General features: G+C 35.0%; 14 protein-coding genes. 8 read left to right on the top strand and 6 right to left on the bottom strand.

Annotated elements, in window-relative coordinates; genetic code table 11:
• Positions 1-61: 61 nt before the first annotated feature.
• The 3 genes from N0K73_RS07105 to N0K73_RS07095 are packed head-to-tail and all read right to left on the bottom strand — an operon-like array spanning position 62 to position 5,413.
• Complete coding sequence (locus N0K73_RS07105) at positions 62-1,366, bottom strand: glycoside hydrolase family 125 protein (protein ID WP_112251397.1); 1,305 nt, start codon at positions 1,364-1,366, stop codon at positions 62-64.
• A gap of 33 nt (positions 1,367-1,399) precedes the next feature.
• Complete coding sequence (locus N0K73_RS07100) at positions 1,400-4,033, bottom strand: glycoside hydrolase family 38 N-terminal domain-containing protein (RefSeq protein ID WP_057974328.1); 2,634 nt, start codon at positions 4,031-4,033, stop codon at positions 1,400-1,402.
• A gap of 30 nt (positions 4,034-4,063) precedes the next feature.
• A complete protein-coding gene (locus N0K73_RS07095) occupies positions 4,064-5,413 on the bottom strand; it encodes a PTS sugar transporter subunit IIC (RefSeq protein ID WP_057974329.1) in 1,350 nt (449 codons plus the stop codon).
• A 161-nt stretch (positions 5,414-5,574) separates the two neighbouring features.
• Between N0K73_RS07095 and N0K73_RS07090 the strand changes: the two genes are divergently transcribed.
• Positions 5,575-6,294, top strand: coding sequence for a GntR family transcriptional regulator (locus N0K73_RS07090; protein WP_057974330.1), 720 nt, complete (start codon positions 5,575-5,577; stop codon positions 6,292-6,294).
• 290 nt (positions 6,295-6,584) lie between these two features.
• Positions 6,585-6,689, top strand: a complete 105-nt coding sequence (locus N0K73_RS07085; protein WP_225416511.1) for a family 1 glycosylhydrolase — start codon at positions 6,585-6,587, stop codon at positions 6,687-6,689.
• Between the two features lie 241 nt (positions 6,690-6,930).
• Here the strand turns inward: N0K73_RS07085 and N0K73_RS07080 are convergent, their stop codons facing one another.
• Both N0K73_RS07080 and N0K73_RS07075 read right to left on the bottom strand, forming a co-directional pair.
• Complete coding sequence (locus N0K73_RS07080; RefSeq protein WP_112251399.1) at positions 6,931-7,347, bottom strand: hypothetical protein; 417 nt, start codon at positions 7,345-7,347, stop codon at positions 6,931-6,933.
• 77 nt (positions 7,348-7,424) lie between these two features.
• Positions 7,425-8,246 (bottom strand): helix-turn-helix domain-containing protein, encoded by an 822-nt coding sequence (locus tag N0K73_RS07075; protein ID WP_225416507.1) that lies wholly within the window; start codon positions 8,244-8,246, stop codon positions 7,425-7,427.
• Positions 8,247-8,466: 220 nt separating this feature from the next.
• Here N0K73_RS07075 and N0K73_RS07070 point away from each other — a divergent pair, with 220 nt between their 5' ends.
• Positions 8,467-9,324: a hypothetical protein gene (locus N0K73_RS07070; RefSeq protein ID WP_112251401.1), complete on the top strand. Its 858-nt coding sequence runs from the start codon at positions 8,467-8,469 to the stop codon at positions 9,322-9,324.
• A gap of 37 nt (positions 9,325-9,361) precedes the next feature.
• On the opposite strand, the gene N0K73_RS07065 is transcribed toward N0K73_RS07070, so the two are convergent.
• Entirely contained in the window at positions 9,362-10,357 is a 996-nt protein-coding gene (locus tag N0K73_RS07065) for a LacI family DNA-binding transcriptional regulator (protein WP_112251403.1), read from the bottom strand.
• A gap of 127 nt (positions 10,358-10,484) precedes the next feature.
• On the opposite strand from N0K73_RS07065, the gene N0K73_RS07060 reads away from it, so the two are divergent.
• From N0K73_RS07060 to murA, 5 genes are all read left to right on the top strand, one after another.
• Positions 10,485-11,651 carry a galactokinase gene (locus N0K73_RS07060; RefSeq protein ID WP_112251405.1) on the top strand — a complete coding sequence of 389 codons (1,167 nt, stop codon included), beginning with the start codon at positions 10,485-10,487 and terminating at the stop codon, positions 11,649-11,651.
• 24 nt (positions 11,652-11,675) lie between these two features.
• The gene (gene galT / locus N0K73_RS07055) at positions 11,676-13,160 is read left to right on the top strand and encodes a UDP-glucose--hexose-1-phosphate uridylyltransferase (RefSeq protein WP_112251407.1); all 1,485 of its coding nucleotides are present in this window, start codon (positions 11,676-11,678) and stop codon (positions 13,158-13,160) included.
• Positions 13,161-13,458: 298 nt separating this feature from the next.
• Positions 13,459-14,940, top strand: coding sequence for an AcpB/EbpR/MafR family transcriptional regulator (locus N0K73_RS07050; RefSeq protein ID WP_112251409.1), 1,482 nt, complete (start codon positions 13,459-13,461; stop codon positions 14,938-14,940).
• Between the two features lie 262 nt (positions 14,941-15,202).
• Complete coding sequence (locus N0K73_RS07045) at positions 15,203-16,081, top strand: RluA family pseudouridine synthase (RefSeq protein WP_225416508.1); 879 nt, start codon at positions 15,203-15,205, stop codon at positions 16,079-16,081.
• Positions 16,082-16,197: 116 nt separating this feature from the next.
• A complete protein-coding gene (gene murA, locus N0K73_RS07040) occupies positions 16,198-17,463 on the top strand; it encodes a UDP-N-acetylglucosamine 1-carboxyvinyltransferase (RefSeq protein WP_057974338.1) in 1,266 nt (421 codons plus the stop codon).
• Positions 17,464-17,469: the final 6 nt, after the last annotated feature.

The raw sequence follows: 17,469 nt of genomic DNA, 5'->3' as shown, positions 1-17,469 counted from the left end.
TTTTTGTTTGCATTTAATTAAATAGAGTATGCTTTCGTTAGAAGTTGATTCATACCATGTGTTAGGTTTTTAGCCCGGATGTTTCTTCTTGAATATCCATGTACCGTAGGGCGAGTTGGCAATAAGTCATATTAGCCCAAGAAAACCAATCCCTAGTGTAGAGACTTGGATCATCAACATTAATACCTTCGTGACATTGTAACGTGTTGTTATCGGTTGTGCTTATGGTATCTAGTCTTCCTTGTATAAATTCTAAGTTATCGGATGTTAATCCCTCCATCGCTAATGAAATTGGCCAAACATAATTATTCGGTGTGTGTGGGCTACCGATTCCCTTCAGATATTTTCCCGAATAATAGAATGGATTTTTATTACTTAGGATAAATTCTCTAGTTCTTTGATAGAGGGCGTCACTAGATGAAATATATCCGAGAAATGGTAGTGATAATAGACTTGGAACATTCGCGTCGTCCATGAAGTTGATGTTACCTAAACCATCAACTTCATAAGCAAGAATTGTCTCCAGGGTATTGGGCTCTTTCACAATTCCAAAATTATCAATACCAAACTTAATATCGGATCGAAGTTTTAATATTTTATCAATTAATTTGGATGCAACCATTTGTGTTTCCGACAATGAAATAAGTTCGTCTAATATACATACAATATAACAGTTTCCAGGAATGTGATAACCGTACAGACACGCATCATCACTCGGTCTGAAACCGCTCCAAACCATCCCAGTGTATCCAACTGGTGATCCTTTGCCATCATGGCTCAACGTATCAGTTGATGGACCGTCAGAACGATTGAAAATATAATCAGAATTTTCATGATGTTGTTCCTTGATGAACGTATCAATAATTAAATCCACGGTTTGCCAAAAATTAGCGTCTAGATGGTTCGAGTATCCAGATTTGTGATAAAGTTCTGAAGCTAAGTGAATAGGAGCGCACAGCGAGTCAATTTCAAATTTTCTTTCCCAAACCAAGTCAGATATGGGAATATTTGACTTGTCAATTGCATAATGGGCGCCTGAACTAGTTTCATTAAAGGCATTTGCATAAGGATCATGTTGAATATATGTTAATTGTTGCTTAATGACACCATGAATTAATTGCATTAATTCAGGTATCTTATCTGTTAAGGAGAGATAAGGAAGTATTTGAAACGTTGAGTCTCTGAGCCACATAGCGGGAATGTCTCCCGTAGCAACAAAAATATCTGAGTTATTTTTTACCTTAACAGTATTTGTTAAAGTATCGATAAAGATATTCTGGAATAGCGCCTCTGATTTTTTTGAAAAAAGCGATACCGTTAGTGAATAATCCTCGACTTGGTTGATGAGCTCTTTTTGATTTATCATTTGTGCACCTCAATTATTAGTTAGCATAATTACTTATTTAATTGGCATAATACCGTAGGTTCTAATTTCCCCAGGTCTAAAACTCGATAATTCAATGGTATTAACCTTTGACTCAATGAATTTTTTGACTTTACCGTTCAGATCAAGTTCTGCAATATTGCATGCGACTTCTAATGCAATACGACCTGGCTTTTCAATTAAATCATCTGTTGGATTATAAAGACGTAGTTCATAACCGGCTTTATCGTCTGAGATTGAAAAACTACTTATTACCACTTCTAAATTTTCAACGGACATAATTTGGCTATGAATAACACTCGATGAAGTTGGATTCATCATAAAATATTGTAGAGGAGTAGTGAAGCGATTTATTATCTGATTTTGGTAGAAAAGGTTATTTTGGCTTAGTTGACGATGTTTATTTTGAAGTTCAATCGGATTAAACTTTGATTCAATAACTAAACCACCTTCAAATGATAATTCTTGATTTAATTGACTGTCCGGAGTTGGAACTATTTTTGTTTGTAAACCAGATGCATCCGATGGACGACGCATTAGGTCGGGTCTACCTAAGAAACCGACGCCTCTAAATAACGTAATGGCCATTTTATCAAATGACTTACCTATTAATTGAAAATCTTTTGTACCAAGGGTTAGAAAAGACCAACTTGCTTTTTTATTGTGAGAATTTGCGAAATGAATCATTGGTCGCATACTTGTTGGCTCTTCATGGTAACCAATTTCATTCCAGTCTTTAAGATGTTTATCTTCAGTAGGACGAGTAATAACTCCAAATGGTGTGTCCGCATAGGAATTATCGATATCGGTTAATTGTGTATTTAGGATAAGACGCATTCGATGATCAAAAACTGAGTTATCAATCTTAAGATTAAAATTAATTATATTTGAGTTCTGAATTAATTTGAGTGTTAATTGGTAATTAACTTTTCCGGTTTTATTTTTTAAAGCGCGTTCGCTTAGATTCATTGGCAAATCCCATGAACCGTTAATGGACATTATTTGATTGAAATATCCTGACTTGAAGGTGACTGAATTAGTATCTGAAAAGTTTAAGTCTAATATCCAATCTTTGAATGCTGGAGAATAATCGTACGTATCTCCCTCATCGCCACTATCTTCAAACGTTATGAAATTGGAGTAAGAATTATTATTAAATTTTGTAATAAGAGTTAATTGGTTGTTTTCGAAATAAATTTTATAAAAATCATTTTGAATATCGTTAGATAGTTGTAATTCGTTTGCAGGTTTATTTGATTGGGTTGATTGAAAATAATAGCCAGTCCAATCAGTTGCTAATATTGTTGTTTTAAAAGAAATTTTAGTTATAAAGTAAAAATCGTTGGTCATTTCCTCGGTATTACGGCGTAAAACAGCAGCATTTTCTTTTCTTTGATAGATAATGTCAAAAGGAACGTTGGCGCCGTCAATTGTTGATATTGTAAAATGTGCATTGAGTGTACTAACCTCGAATTCTCTGACCTCACTGACTGTTACTGGAAGAGGATTCCATGCAAATAAGTCAGGTTGGTTTTTTTCTGTAATTGAAATGCTCAGTTTCCTCAGCAGATAACTCTTTAATGAAATGGATAATTGGTCCGCCGATATACCACGATGTAAAATATCTTGATTAGTTTTATCACTGTTACAACCACCGGAACTATCATGAGCTTGACCGCGAGCAATTGTTTTCCAGATGTTATCGACTAATCCTTGCTTTTCAGGAATGCCTTGATGTGTAGCTATTGCCATTAGCGGTTCGACTTCATAGGTCATTCGTCGTTCTAACCGATCGTAAAGTTGTTTCAAATCATAACGAGAAGAGTAGATACCACGATGTATTTTAGAATCCGATGGATCGATAAATTCCCCATTAAAAGTGGGTAAATTAGGTTCTTCAGCTAGCGAAGTGAAGAATTTTGGATAGGTGCTTTCCTTAATAATAAAGTTTGATTCTGAAAGGATGTTATTTGCAACTTCAAGTCTATCTTTTAATTTATGATCGATGGCTCTTTGATCGCCACCAACTGGTAGAGCAAGACTATTAGAAGCTGTATTAGTTGTAATTTTTTCCGATAAGTTAAGGAAATCGTCGTTCTCTACTAGATCTACGCCAGCATAATATCCGTTTTTAATATTAGCAACTAATACCTTTGAGGAGTCATTACTTGTCCAATAGAAGTAACGCGAATCATTATCAGAGGGGAATCCACGCCAGAAAACGGCGCTATCGATACCAAAACCATTATATATTTTTGGCATGTCTTGACCTTGACCAAAAGAGTCAGGAAGATATCCAACTTTCATGACTCCACCTAAATCATCAGCTAACTTCGAACCAATCCTAATATTACGAACAATCGATTCACCTGATGTGACCATTTCATCAATTTGAGTATACCAAGGTCCAATAAGTAATCGTCCAGCAGTAACGTATTTTTTAATAAGAATTTCTTTTCCTGGCGATGTCTCCAGGTAATCATCAATAATTGACATTTGTCCGTCTAATAGGTAATAATCTAATTCATTTTTATTTAATGCTTCAAAAACTTCATCCATGTGGAAAGCAAATTGAACTCGAGCTTCTTGACGAGTAAAATACCATTCAAAATCCCAATGAGTATGAGCAATTGCGTGAATTTTTTTCAAAGGAAACACCTCTTATTTTCTTAAATGTAGTTATTCAGTAATCGTATTTGGTTCCATTTTTTTTGCTTCTGCACGTTCGTGACGTTGATTAATAATGACGAATGGCGCATATAATGCGGTATCGAGAACGACTAAAACGGCAGTTAAGACTACAGGGCTTAAGTGAAATGCACCTAGTACCCACGTGCTAATAAAAATAGGTTCATTACCGGAATTTAGAACAACAAGTGGTACAACCCAACCGATTGATGTTACGACATAAGCGATAATTGCGTTCGTAACGGGAACAACTATCCATGGAATAAACATTAATGGATTTAAAACGATAGGTAACCCAAAAATAACAGGTTCATTGATACCAAAACAACTAGGGATAAAACCTAGTTTTGCCACTTCTCGTTCCTTTTCCCCTTTATTTGTGAAAATTAACATTGCAATAATTAATCCAAATGTTGCACCGGAACCGCCAATCATAGCGTAGACGTTTGTCATTGTATTAGGTGAAATTGAAATATCCGCAAAACTTTGAGTTTCAGCAAATTTTGCAACATTTTTGAGAAAAAGTGGTAACCAAAATGCAGATATAACACCCCAAACGATGTTAAAGCCATGTAAGCCAAGGAACCAAAGAATCTGTTCCAATAAAATAACAATAATAATAGCAGGTAGTCCAACACCAACGCTTAACATGGGTGATATAACAATATCCGCGATCATTTGAACCAATGAAACGTAACCAAGTGATTGAATTAAAATTCTAACTACTCCAAAGATAATTAATACTTCAGAAATTGGGATTAATGAGAAAAATGAATCAAAAACATTTTGTGGAACGTTGCCTGGCATCTTGATAGTAAATTTACTTCTCGCGAAGCGAGCAAATAGTGATACGGCAAGCATCCCGACAATTAAAGCCGTAAACATTCCTTCATAACTAAAAAATGAGGTGGAAAATCCTTCAACAATTTTTGCTTTTCCATCCAAAAAGTTAACATTGTTTGGTATCATAACGAAGTATGCCGCGAATGCTAACAATGTTGCAATGATTGGATTCAAGCCTTTATTTTTTTCGTCTTTTTTTAATTCCATTGCGTACGAGTATGCCGATGAGAAAACAACAATTAATGCGACGATACCAAGGGTTGCGGTACCAATATAACCAAATAAATCGCTAATGCTTGTTAAAATAACATTATGAATATTTTTTGCTTTGATTAATGCGTCGAGTTCCATTTTAATTAAGTTGGAGAATGATCCGACAACGGTAAAGGGAATGGTTCTAACGAACGCATTCTTAATCGCCTGCAAAATGGTATTTTTTTCTACCCATGCAGAAACTTTTAAGAGTGGTTCTTGAATCTTTTCTAAGTTAAAATGCATAATAAAAATCTCCTTTTATTTCGTCTTAGGAAGCGCTTTCCATAAATAGAGTATAACCATTAACATATAATTTGTAAATACATATTTTAATTAAAAACGTTTACAAATTATTTAATTTAGTATAATATGTATATACAATCATAAAGAAATGAGGTAGACAAATGTATAGGTATCGAGAAATATATTCAGATATCAAGCGAGATATATTAACAAATCATTATCGTGCGGGTTCCTTGCTGCCAACTCAAGAAATATTAACTGAAAAATACGAAGTTTCTAGGCTGACGTTAAAAAAGTCTTTAAATTTATTGATCGACGAAGGATTAGTCTATAGCAAACAGGGTTCAGGAACGTATGTCCGCCCTAGGATGGATACTCAGTCGACCGAGATGCTTCCTTTAGATTTGCCGATTGGAGTAACCTACTCACATAGGGATCAAAAAATAACTAGCAGGTTATTGTACTTTAACGCACGATTACCGACCGAGTTAGAACGAAAAAATTTACAAATCTTATCCAATGATCCAGTTTATGAAATTAAACGGATCCGTTTAATTAATAATCAGGTGTACAGTTTTGAACATTCTGTGATGCCGGTTTCAGTTGCACCAATTAATGAAAAAATATTATCTGGATCTGTGTATGATTATTTAGGTAGTTACGCAAAAATACAGTTAACGGATGCGCGGAGAGTCGTTTACGCGGAACCGGCAAGTGAAGAAACGAGCCAAGCTTTGGAAGTGGATATGAATAGCCCAATCTTTGTGATAGATCAAATAGCTTACGATCAAAAAGGGCGCGCTTTTGAGTATTCAACATCGAGATTTGTGAGTAATCATAATAAATTTGTACTTGATGTGCACTTATCTAAAATGGATTGATTTATCAAATGTTTTCTAAAATCGTTTTTAGTCCTTGTAAATTAAATACGTGCTAGGCAATAGAAGTGAGTGATATATTGAAGTAATTTATGATCTTTGTGCTAAATATATAGGACGTCAACAGCACAGGAGTGAAAAATCCTTATTTATCTATGACAGATTGGGGTTGGTAAGTTGATTCTAAAGGCCTGTAAATTCCATTGATTTATTTATATGATAGATATGGTAAACCACTGTGGATTATTTAAAACGGACTAGGCAATAATGATAAAGTTGAATCAGATGGTTCGATTCAAGATGATTATCAAATTGAGTATTTCCGTAATCATTTTCAGTCAATCTCTGATGCCATTGAAGATGGGGTTGGCGTTCGAGGCTACGCATCATGGGGATGAATTGATCTAGTTAGTGCCCCGACATCACAAAGGAGTAAAAGATATAGGTTCATTTAGGTAGATTTAGATGACTATAACCAAGATACATATTAAAACGAACGAAGAAGAAATCATTCAATTTGTATCGTGATGTTATAAAATCAAATGGGTCTAAATTAGCATAAATAACTTTATTTTTATAAACTGTCATTTGAATGGCAATAAAATAAAAGGACAACTCTGAAGTGAGTTGTCCTTTTATTTAATTAATTTCTATAACTTTTTTTAGTCCTTGTAAATTTGAATTAAAAGCATGTTTAGCAATTGGGGTAAGTAATTTTAAGGGTAAATGTGAATGATTATTTGGAGATAGGTAAAAACATTCTTCGACTAATGTTTTAGTGTCATTGCTTGTTAAAATAAAACTTAATGTATATTCGAGTTTACCGCCTGTACTTTGATAGGAGATTGTATCATTTTCAGTACTAATAGAGAGTTGTTCATTTTTATTTAAAGCAGAATCTGTTCTGCGAATATTAAATTTTTGGTCATCGAGCGGATCAACCTGAATAATATCTGGAACCCATTTGAGTAAAAATTTTGGATTTTGTAAAAGTAGAGTAATTGTTTCTTTACTTGATTCAATTGAAATAGTATTTGAAAATAGTAATTCATTCATAAATTGAAGCCTCCTTTTATTTGATGGCTTCAGTCTATCTAATCTATAAAGAAATTTAAAATCAGTATTCTGATATTTTATATGTTTTTATAGATTTTTTCGCTAAAAAGATTAGTTAATAATTTTTGATTTTGAGTGGCTTCTAAAAGTTTGTCGTCATCTTCAGATTTTTTTGCAATTTGTGCCATTAAATAAAAGGAATTTGCTAGCATATAATGCGAGTTATGTTCAGTGGCGAAGGTAATAGTCTTGTCTATCCAATTAAGGGATGTAGTATAATCAGCGAGTTCAAAATAAATGAGTGACGTTAAGTAAAATAAAATATTTTGATTTTCTTCATAAAATAAGTTAGCAAAATTTTCAAAAGTTTGGTCAATGTAGGTTTGAGTTGTCGTTTTAAGGTGATGTTTTGCGTAGATAAAAGCTAAAGAAATGGTTCCAAGTCTGGAAAGTGTACCTTGAAGACTATTTTTGCCAGAAGCAAGAGATAGTTTGATGGCTTTTTCAGCATTAGCAGTGTTAGTTTCAGTATGCAGGGAGGCAACGCCAACATAGTAATAGTAGGCTTGTAGTTGTTTGTCTGTTTTTAAGTCATCAATGATTGATTTCTCATTGAGAAACTGAAGTAATTCATTGTAGCAATGTTGATTACATAATCTATCAACGCGATTATTAAATTGAGTTTCTGAACTAATATCAAAATTTTTTAAAAGGCTTATTTGATCTAAATCAATAGACAGTTTTTGGCATAAATGAATTAATAGTTGCGCATTAGGCATATACTTATTCGTCTCAATGGCACTAAGCATAGATTGTGCACAAATATCCTGGGAAACTTCTTTTTGAGTTAAATGTTGTTTCTTGCGAGTTTCTTTTAAAATTGAGCCTATTGTAATCAAGACAATCACCTTCTTTTAATTATTTGTAAAAATAGATTGGATAAGACGATTAATTGGGAAATGTTACAGTTAACTTATCATAATTTAGATATAGCCGAAAGGTTATAAAGTACTTTATTTTTATAAACTATCATTTTTCAAGCGCGCCGAGTACAATTAGGCTGTTAGGTGGTTATTAAAACTTAAATAAATCCGAAAACTTAGTGAGAGGGGAAACAATATGCGCGCAGAATTTCAAAGTGAAATCAATAAAACAGGTAGTCGGGATAATCACAAAGGGTTGAACGGCTGGTTGGCATTCTTCTTAACACTTAGCTTAATCGTATTATTTGTGACGAGTGTTTTAAGAATGACTGTGTTAAATCAAAAATATACGGAAGATAGAGTCTTGACGGACACGAGTGTAAGTTTAGTGACTAGGGAGATGAACGATGCAATATCAAATATTGCGACATTAAATAACGTACCAGCGTCAATTGTCAAAGATGCGTTAACGGATCAACAAGTTGATGACATCGCAAAAGCGAGTCTCGGTAATATCTACACGGGTAAAGAAAAAGTAATCAATCCAACAGAGATAACAAATCAAGTTGCTAGTAACATTTCGAAAAAGGTAAACACGTCAAACGCGACGGATAATGCTGAAGCAGACAGCCTTGTTGCAACTTTTAAAAGTAATTTGAATGAGTATTTAACGAATAATGTTCAAAATTCGTACTTATCAAAAATTTCCTCAACGGTTAGTTCGATAAAATCGACAGTGCAGTCTTTCTTTTTATATAGTTTAATTGTCTCAGTTGTACTTGCGTTACTTTTACTAGTTGTTAATCGTGCGTTTTTTATACCGCTTAAATATATAGGATCTAGTGCCATCTGGAGTGGTATTTTAATTGCTGTGGGCTCGGCACTTGCATTATACACCGGGTTAATCAGCATTGTATCTAGTAGGGCAGCCGTTTTTACAGGCATCGTAAGTTCATATATTAATGACACTCTCAATACAATGCTAGTTGGAAGTTTGATGATGGTTGTCGTCGGTTTAGTATTCTGGTTAATTGGTCGTAATAGAAATAAATAAAATAGCAGATTTCAGAAAAATTCTGAAATCTGCTATTTTATTTTGAACTATTTCTGAGAGATAGGGTCGTGCCAATTGTGATGATTTGAGGGATAATTTCATCAGCCGTAGCCAGTTGATTAACTAATAATTCGGCAGCAGATTTCCCCATTTGTTCAGTGTAAACTTTAACCGAACTAAGTGCGGGAAAAGTGTATTCAGCAATTGACGTATCATTAAAACTGATTATGCTAAGTTGCTCTGGAACGTCGATATTAGATTCATTTAACGCACGTAATGCACCAATAGCCATCGCGTCATTGGCGACGAATAGGGCATTTGGTAAATCATCCGGGTGGTCAGCCAATAATTTTAAGGTTAACTGGTAACCAGATTCTGGCGTGAAATCTCCCGTGTAAATCCATTCGGGATGATAATTATTCATATTTTCTAAGTACAGTTTAAAGTAGATGAAACGAGGATCAAGGCCTAAGTTGACACCATCAAAAGTACTTTCTTGTCCAGTCAGCATGCCAATATTTGTAAGACCTTGTTCATTAAAACAATCGATTACTGACTTAACTGGTGATTTGAAATCAGTCATAACACAACTGACACCGGCATCTAGTGTGTCCATATCAACAAAAACTAAATTTGAATTCATTTTTTTGAGTTCAGCAATCTGTGCGGGACTATATTTTCCAATAACGACGGCCCCAAGCACATTATTTAAAGAATCGAATTGATCATTTTGGAAAAATCGGGTAATTTCATAGCCGAGTTCAATTAATTTACGCTCAACACCAATGCGAATAGAAAGGTAGTATAAATCTTCTAATTCTTCTTTTTCGGTGTACCATTCAACGATGGCAATTTTGCCTTTAGTTGTGGTTGCTTTCTTTGTACTCTTTGAGTAATTTAAACTTTCTGCCGCTTCAAAAATACGTTTACGGGTATCATCTCCGACGGATAATGTTTGATCGTAATTTAGTACGCGGGAAACAGTCGCATTAGAAACTTTAGCAAGCTGTGCAATATCTTTAAGTGTTGCCATGACTACCTCCTGATTGGGTGATTATGTTTATTAGTTTACCATAATAAAAATAATTGAGTGAAAAAGATTGTAATTTTAGTAAATATTTAGTAAAATGAAAGCGGTTAATAAATTGGAGGAAAATATAATGAAAATTGATAAGTTAAAGAACGAATTTAAAGATGTTTACGGCGTGGATGCAGATGCAAGTTATTTCTCACCAGGTCGAATTAATTTGATTGGTGAACATACAGATTACAATGGTGGACATGTATTTCCAACGGCCATTACATTAGGCACATATGCAGTTGCAACAAAACGTGATGATACAAAGATTAATATCATGTCGAATAATTTTAAAGATAATGGTGTTGTATCATTTGATTTAAGCGATCTATCATACCAAAAAGAACATAATTGGGTAAATTATCCAAAAGGAATGATTGTTTACTTGCAAGAACAAGGATACGTAATTGATAAAGGATTAGATATTCTTCTTGAAGGTAATATCCCAAATGGTGCCGGTTTATCATCATCAGCATCAATCGAATTATTGATGGGTGTTATTCTAGAAGATCAATTTAATTTGGATATCGATCGAATTGACCTTGTTAAAACGGGTATGACGGTAGAAAATAAATTTATCGGTGTTAACTCAGGTATTATGGATCAATTTGCGGTTGGTATGAGTAAAGCAAATCATGCCATCTTATTAGACACAAATACGCTTGAGTATGATTTGGTACCAATTGATTTGCAAGACAATGTTATTATTATTATGAACACAAACAAACGTCGTGAATTGGCAGATTCCAAGTATAACGAACGACGTAGTGAATGTGAAGCAGCATTAGCATTATTACAAGAAAAAAATGATATTAAATCATTGGGCGACATGGATAATGCAAGTTTTGATCTACAAACTTACTTGATTCAAAAAGAAAATCTTTTAAAACGCGCGCGTCATGCAGTTTCAGAAAACCAACGAACAATCATGGCTCAAAAAGCTTTACAAGATAAAGATTTAGAACGTTTTGGTAAATTAGTTAACGCATCACACGTTTCATTACAGTTTGATTATGAGGTGACAGGTGTTGAATTAGATACGCTTGCCCAAACAGCTTGGAAACAACCTGGTGTGCTGGGCGCACGAATGACCGGTGCCGGATTTGGTGGCTGTGCAATTGCAATCGTTGCTAAAGATCAAGTTGAAACGTTTGAAAAAGAAGTTGGACGCATTTACGAAGAAAAAATTGGTTATGCACCAAGTTTCTATTTAGCAGAAATTTCTGATGGCGCAAAAAAACTAGATTAAGCATAAAGAGATAGAGGAAAAAATATGGATTCTAATCAATTGATTTCAAGATTTGTCGATAAAGTGATTCAGTTTGATCCGATCACTTATTCCATGGATGATAAAAATTATTTAGTGAACGTTGTTTTGGATTTGGTTGGTGAATCAGAGTTAGAGCTCGATAGACCAGTTGATGATACAATAATCGCCGCTAAAGATGCCTTACTTGAATTAGCTACCAAGAATGAAAAAATAAATGAATTAATCGCAGAACAAGATATTCTTGGTGCTAAATTAATGGATTTGGTTACACCAATTCCAAGTCATGTTAATAAAAGATTCTGGGATTTGTATGCAAAAGATCCAGAGGCTGCGTTGGCATATTTCTATGAATTGAGCCAAGCCAACGATTACATCAAAGTGGCCGCTATTGCTAAAAATATCGCTTATCAGGTGCCGACTAATTATGGTGATCTAGAGATTACGATTAATTTATCTAAACCTGAAAAAGATCCAAAGCAAATTGCGTTAGCGAAAACTATGAAGCAAACAGGTTATCCTAAGTGTCAATTATGCATGGAAAATGAGGGTTATGCCGGGAGAGTAGATTTTCCAGCCCGTCGTAATCATCGAATTGTACGCTTTGATTTAGGCAAAGCGACGTGGGGATTTCAATACTCACCCTATGCCTATTTTAAAGAACATTCAATTTTTCTAGATGAGAAACATGAGCCAATGGTGATTAACAAGAAAACATTTGAAGATCTGTTACAAATTGTTGGAAAATTTCCTGGCTATTTTGCCGGAAGTAATGCCGATTTGCCGATTGTTGGTGGATCAATTTTAACGCATGAACATTATCAAGGTGGGCGTCATGATTTTCCAATGGCCAAAGCGCCAATCAGCCAAACCATGCATTTTGTCGGCTTTGATGATATTCAGGCGGGAATTGTAAAATGGCCAATGGCAGTCATCCGTTTAAATGGAAAAGATCCAGAACGGTTAGTTGATTTGGCAGCAAAAATTTTGACTTCTTGGCAAAAATATAGCGATGATGACGCGCAAATTTTAGCTAAGGATACCGATGGGACACCACACCATACGGTAACGCCAATTGCCAGAATGCGTGATGATCGTTATGAATTAGATTTAGTTTTACGAGATAATCAAACGTCTAATGAATTTCCTGATGGTATTTACCATCCGCATGCCGATGTACAACATATTAAAAAAGAGAATATCGGTTTGATTGAAGTTATGGGATTAGCTATCTTGCCACCACGTTTAAAAACTGAAATGGCAGAAGTTGAAAAATACTTGATTGATCAACCAAATGAAATTGCAGCGTATCACCAAACGTGGGCCGATGAGATTAAACGAGAAAATGCGGTAATCTCTGAAGAAACAGTTGGTACAGTTGTACAGAATGAAGTCGGAAAAGTCTTTATGCGTGTTCTGGAAGACGCCGGCGTTTATAAACAAGATGCTCATGGACAGGACGCATTTGTTAAGTTTATTGAACAAGTTTAGAAGTAAATACAACTTATTGGTCAGAATAGAAGAAGAACAGCAGGTTTGGCGAACGACTACCAAATTTACTATTCTTTTTTATTTTAAATTAAAATTGGCGTAAAAATTTAATCTTAATTTAATGAATAAGAGATTAATAGACGGGATGGTTACTAGTCTTAATGATGAAACGGGTATTAGAGATGAAGGATAAAATAGAATATTCCATTCTTGGCACACTGTGGTAAAATAAGGTATATATTATTCTAATCTAAAGGTCGATGTATAAAAGACGATCGAAAAATTCTTGGAGGAATAAATGTACAAGAAAGATATATTAGATCGACAAGAGTTCCTGATGTGCGAAATTATTGAATTGTTATCGTTAGATCAACGCGGATTATCAAGAAAAGCAATCTGTGATCGATTAAATGTCTCAAATACGGCATTACGGGTCGCGCTACAACAATTGGATGATGAATTTAATTCAGGCGATGAGCCCTTCATGATTATTAAAAAGAATAACGTTCAATTCGTTGGACGAGGTAAAATTAATTTTTATGAAACGATTTATCGATATGTTCAAGAATCAATAAATTATCAAATATTAATGGCGTTTTATCATAATGAGAACAATAGTGTCGACAATTTAAGCCTTAGTTTGAACGTCAGTGAATCTTCTATCTTTAGAAGAATCAAACAATTAAATAAATTATTAGCTGAGTTTGATATTCAAATTGCGCATGGTGAAATGGTGGGTAGCGAAATACAAATTAGATTCTTCTACTATTCATTATTTTTAGCAACGGACTTTAATTTCGACGATACGGTAGAAGCCGGTGTTATTGTTGAGTACATTAAGCTATTTGAAAAATATTTTGATTTCAACGTTAATGATAGTAATTTAATGAGAATAAAAATATGGATGAAGGTTAGTGTTCAAAGAATGATGGGGAAGAATCGGGATAACTGGTTAATCTCTGATGTTCTAGAAGACATGATTTCAAATAATTCGTTGTTTGATCAAGTTGAAGAAAAGATGAATGATGTTTACGTACAGTTCTCAAATAAAATTGATATTCATTTTGAGAGTGCCTTATTGTACGCGTGGACAGCCGCGTTCGTTCCAGTGCCTTCGACAACGTACTTGTCTCGCGATTTTATTGCCGTTAATCGAGAGAATAATACGAAGTTACAACAAGCCGTTGCGTACTTGGAACAAGGATTTGAATCTAAGTTGGACATTAAAATTGGTGGCGGGGATGTTAGTGATTCGCTATACCCAATTTGTGCCGAAGCATTTTGTTTTCGAGGAACAATGGACGCCGTAGGGACTTACATGATGGATGGTTATCGAGAAAAATATTCCAATGATTTAGTGAGACAAAATGTGGTGGATGCCATGGATGAATTAATTGAAAGTCCACAGTTGTCTAAGGAATGGTCAGATTTTTATCGCCACTTCAGGCAACCATTTAGTAATAAAATTATTGAAATATTTAGTGCTAAACTCCTTGAAAAAGAAAAAATGTTAACACTTGGAATTGATTTGAATGCGAATGAACGTGTTAAGGAACTATTTGTTAGGAATACGAGTCAAGAGCTGAACTTAAATCTACGGGCTAATGTGAGTGTATATGACTCTAGTCGCCGCTACGACATGGTCGTGACTAATTTTATGGATAAAAATTACAAAAATAGCGCACTTGCTAAATATGTGATTACGGCGTTAGGACTTGATAGCGACTTACCAGAAATAGAAAGAAGCTTATTGGACGTAACTAGAAAGCACTATCAGTAAAAATGAAATGGCGTTTTTTTTTGATAGTACAACCTATGGTGTTTTCGTTATACTTTATCACATAGAGTATTAACAAGAGATATTCGTGGGGGATTTCTTTTGCACCAATTGCTACACAGTGTCGAAAATGGGAAAACAGTCATTTATTGTAAATAGAGAAAAGACGATTATAATTTAACGATTATAATCGTCTTTTTTTATGCGTTGATAAGTGTGATAAGATAGAGAATAAACGCTATGACGAGAAATGAAGGATGACAATATGCAATTTACGCTAACAAACAACGGTGAAGGTACAATTAGTTTAAGAAAATTTTTGATTGAGGTTGGCGTTAGTAAACGATTAATCGCTAGAATTAAACAAGGTGAAGGACAAGTTCGTGTCAATCAAAAAAATGAATATTGGGATTATCAATTGATTGACGGTGACGAAGTTGTACTAACATTGCCTGAAGAACCTGATAATGATGCCATTCATGCAAGTGACGAACCATTAAATATTGTTTTCGAAGATGAAAACTGGTTAGTAGTTGATAAACCAGCTGGTATGGTAACTGTTCCGGGACCCTCAAATGAAGATACAACGTTGGTTAACCGCGTTAAAGGCCATTTAATTGCTACAGGTTCAAGTAGCTTGGTACCGCACGTTATCACACGCCTAGATCGATTTACAAGTGGTCTTGTCTTATTGGCTAAACATGGTTTTGCGCACAGCTTAATTGCTGCTCAACTAAGTAATGGCCAATTAGAGAAATCATACTTAGCAATCGTTGCGGGTGACGTTAAAAGTGATCAAGGCGATATTAAAGAACCAATCGGTAAAAAAGAAGGCGAAATCCGTCGTTCAGTTATGGCCGAAGGTAAAGCTTCAGAAACAACATACAAAGTTGTGACAAGATTTCCAGACTATACGCTAGTTGACGTAAAATTAGTCACTGGTCGTACGCACCAAATTCGTGTTCATTTTGATTTTATTCACCATGCTTTGGTAGGGGATGCATTGTACGATGGCCCAATGGATAAAGGGATTGAAAGACAAGCATTACATGCGGCAAAATTAAGTTTTGAAGATCCGTTTACCGGAAAAAAATTGGCCTTTGAATCTGAACTTCCAGATGACATGGCGCGCTTGCTAAAATAGTAATCCAAGATTATTTATTTGGATAAAGTGATGAATTAGTATTGTATTTAGTTAGCTTTTTCTTTATTATTAGTTATAATTAATTTGTGAAAGCACTTTAAGTGAGGAAATAATAGATGAAAAAGATGATTATTCGAGGCGGTAAAAAACTGTCCGGTGAAGTAATAATCGGTGGCGCAAAGAATAGCACCGTCGCACTGATTCCTGCGGCTATTCTTGCGGATACACCTGTGCACTTTGACAGTGTCCCCGATATTTTAGATGTACATAACTTAATGAAAATACTAGATCAAATGAATGTTAAATCTGAATTCAACGAAGGTAACTTAACGGTTGATCCAACGATGATTAAAGACGAACCTTTACCCGGTGGCGCTATTAAAAGCTTAAGGGCTTCATACTACTTTATGGGTGCTTTATTGGGTCGTTTTGGACGCGCTATTGTTGGATTTCCTGGTGGAGATAATATTGGGCCTCGTCCAATTGATCAACATATTAAGGGATTTAAGGCGCTTGGCGCTGAGGTTATTGAGGAAGACGATGCTGTCATTATTACGAGTGGTCCCGAAGGATTAAAGGGCGCTCGTATTTTCATGGATCTTGTTTCAGTTGGTGCAACCATTAATATTTTATTGGCTGCCGTTCGTGCAAAAGGAACAACTGTTATTGAAAATGCCGCAAAAGAACCCGAGATTATTGATATTGCGACATTTTTAAATAACATGGGCGCACATATTCGTGGTGCCGGAACTGGCGAAATTAGAATTCAAGGTGTAGATAGCTTAAGAGCAGTCAATACGCACACTATTATTCCAGATCGTATTGAAGCAGGGACGTATTTATCACTTGCTGCAGCAATGGGTGAGGGCGTATTGGTTAAAAATGTTATCACGGAGCATTTAGATTCATTTTTGGCTAAACTCAGTGAGATGGGTGTTACATTTAAGGTGAACGAAGACAGTATCTTTGTTCCCGGCGGTGACGAAATCATCCCAATTGAAGTAACAACTTCACCTTACCCAGGCTTTGCGACTGATTTACAACAGCCAATTACCGCAGTTATGATTAAAGCTGCAGGAGAGAGCCGAATTGTTGATACACTTTATCCTGAGCGAATTAAACACATCCCAGAAATGCAACGAATGGGCGTTAAAATTGAATCAAAAGATGGCGTTATTCGAATCAACCAATCGACTGAGTTAACGGGTCAAACAGTTTATGCTGATGAAATTCGTGCGGGTGCTGCTTTACTTGAGGTCGCTTTAATGACTAATGGTACAACTGTGATTGAAAAAGCTGAAAATATCTTACGTGGATATGATTGTGTTGTCAAAAAGATGACAAATTTATCCGCTGATGTTGAAATTATTGACGAAGATTAGGTGATT

Source organism: Dellaglioa algida, assembly GCF_030127605.1.
GTDB lineage: Bacteria > Bacillota > Bacilli > Lactobacillales > Lactobacillaceae > Dellaglioa > Dellaglioa algida.
The sequence above is the reverse complement of the archived record's forward strand: the minus strand, read 5'-3'. Positions and strand labels throughout refer to the sequence as shown.

What these genes read in the sequence shown, in the direction of transcription:
- galT (WP_112251407.1), top strand. Translation starts at nt 11,676, where the DNA reads ATGGATTCTAATCAATTGATTTCAAGATTTGTCGATAAAGTGATTCAG.
- N0K73_RS07050 (WP_112251409.1), top strand. Translation starts at nt 13,459, where the DNA reads ATGTACAAGAAAGATATATTAGATCGACAAGAGTTCCTGATGTGCGAA.
- N0K73_RS07065 (WP_112251403.1), bottom strand. Translation starts at nt 10,357, where the DNA reads ATGGCAACACTTAAAGATATTGCACAGCTTGCTAAAGTTTCTAATGCG.
- N0K73_RS07045 (WP_225416508.1), top strand. Translation starts at nt 15,203, where the DNA reads ATGCAATTTACGCTAACAAACAACGGTGAAGGTACAATTAGTTTAAGA.
- N0K73_RS07060 (WP_112251405.1), top strand. Translation starts at nt 10,485, where the DNA reads ATGAAAATTGATAAGTTAAAGAACGAATTTAAAGATGTTTACGGCGTG.
- N0K73_RS07090 (WP_057974330.1), top strand. Translation starts at nt 5,575, where the DNA reads ATGTATAGGTATCGAGAAATATATTCAGATATCAAGCGAGATATATTA.
- N0K73_RS07070 (WP_112251401.1), top strand. Translation starts at nt 8,467, where the DNA reads ATGCGCGCAGAATTTCAAAGTGAAATCAATAAAACAGGTAGTCGGGAT.
- N0K73_RS07095 (WP_057974329.1), bottom strand. Translation starts at nt 5,413, where the DNA reads ATGCATTTTAACTTAGAAAAGATTCAAGAACCACTCTTAAAAGTTTCT.
- murA (WP_057974338.1), top strand. Translation starts at nt 16,198, where the DNA reads ATGAAAAAGATGATTATTCGAGGCGGTAAAAAACTGTCCGGTGAAGTA.
- N0K73_RS07080 (WP_112251399.1), bottom strand. Translation starts at nt 7,347, where the DNA reads ATGAATGAATTACTATTTTCAAATACTATTTCAATTGAATCAAGTAAA.
- N0K73_RS07105 (WP_112251397.1), bottom strand. Translation starts at nt 1,366, where the DNA reads ATGATAAATCAAAAAGAGCTCATCAACCAAGTCGAGGATTATTCACTA.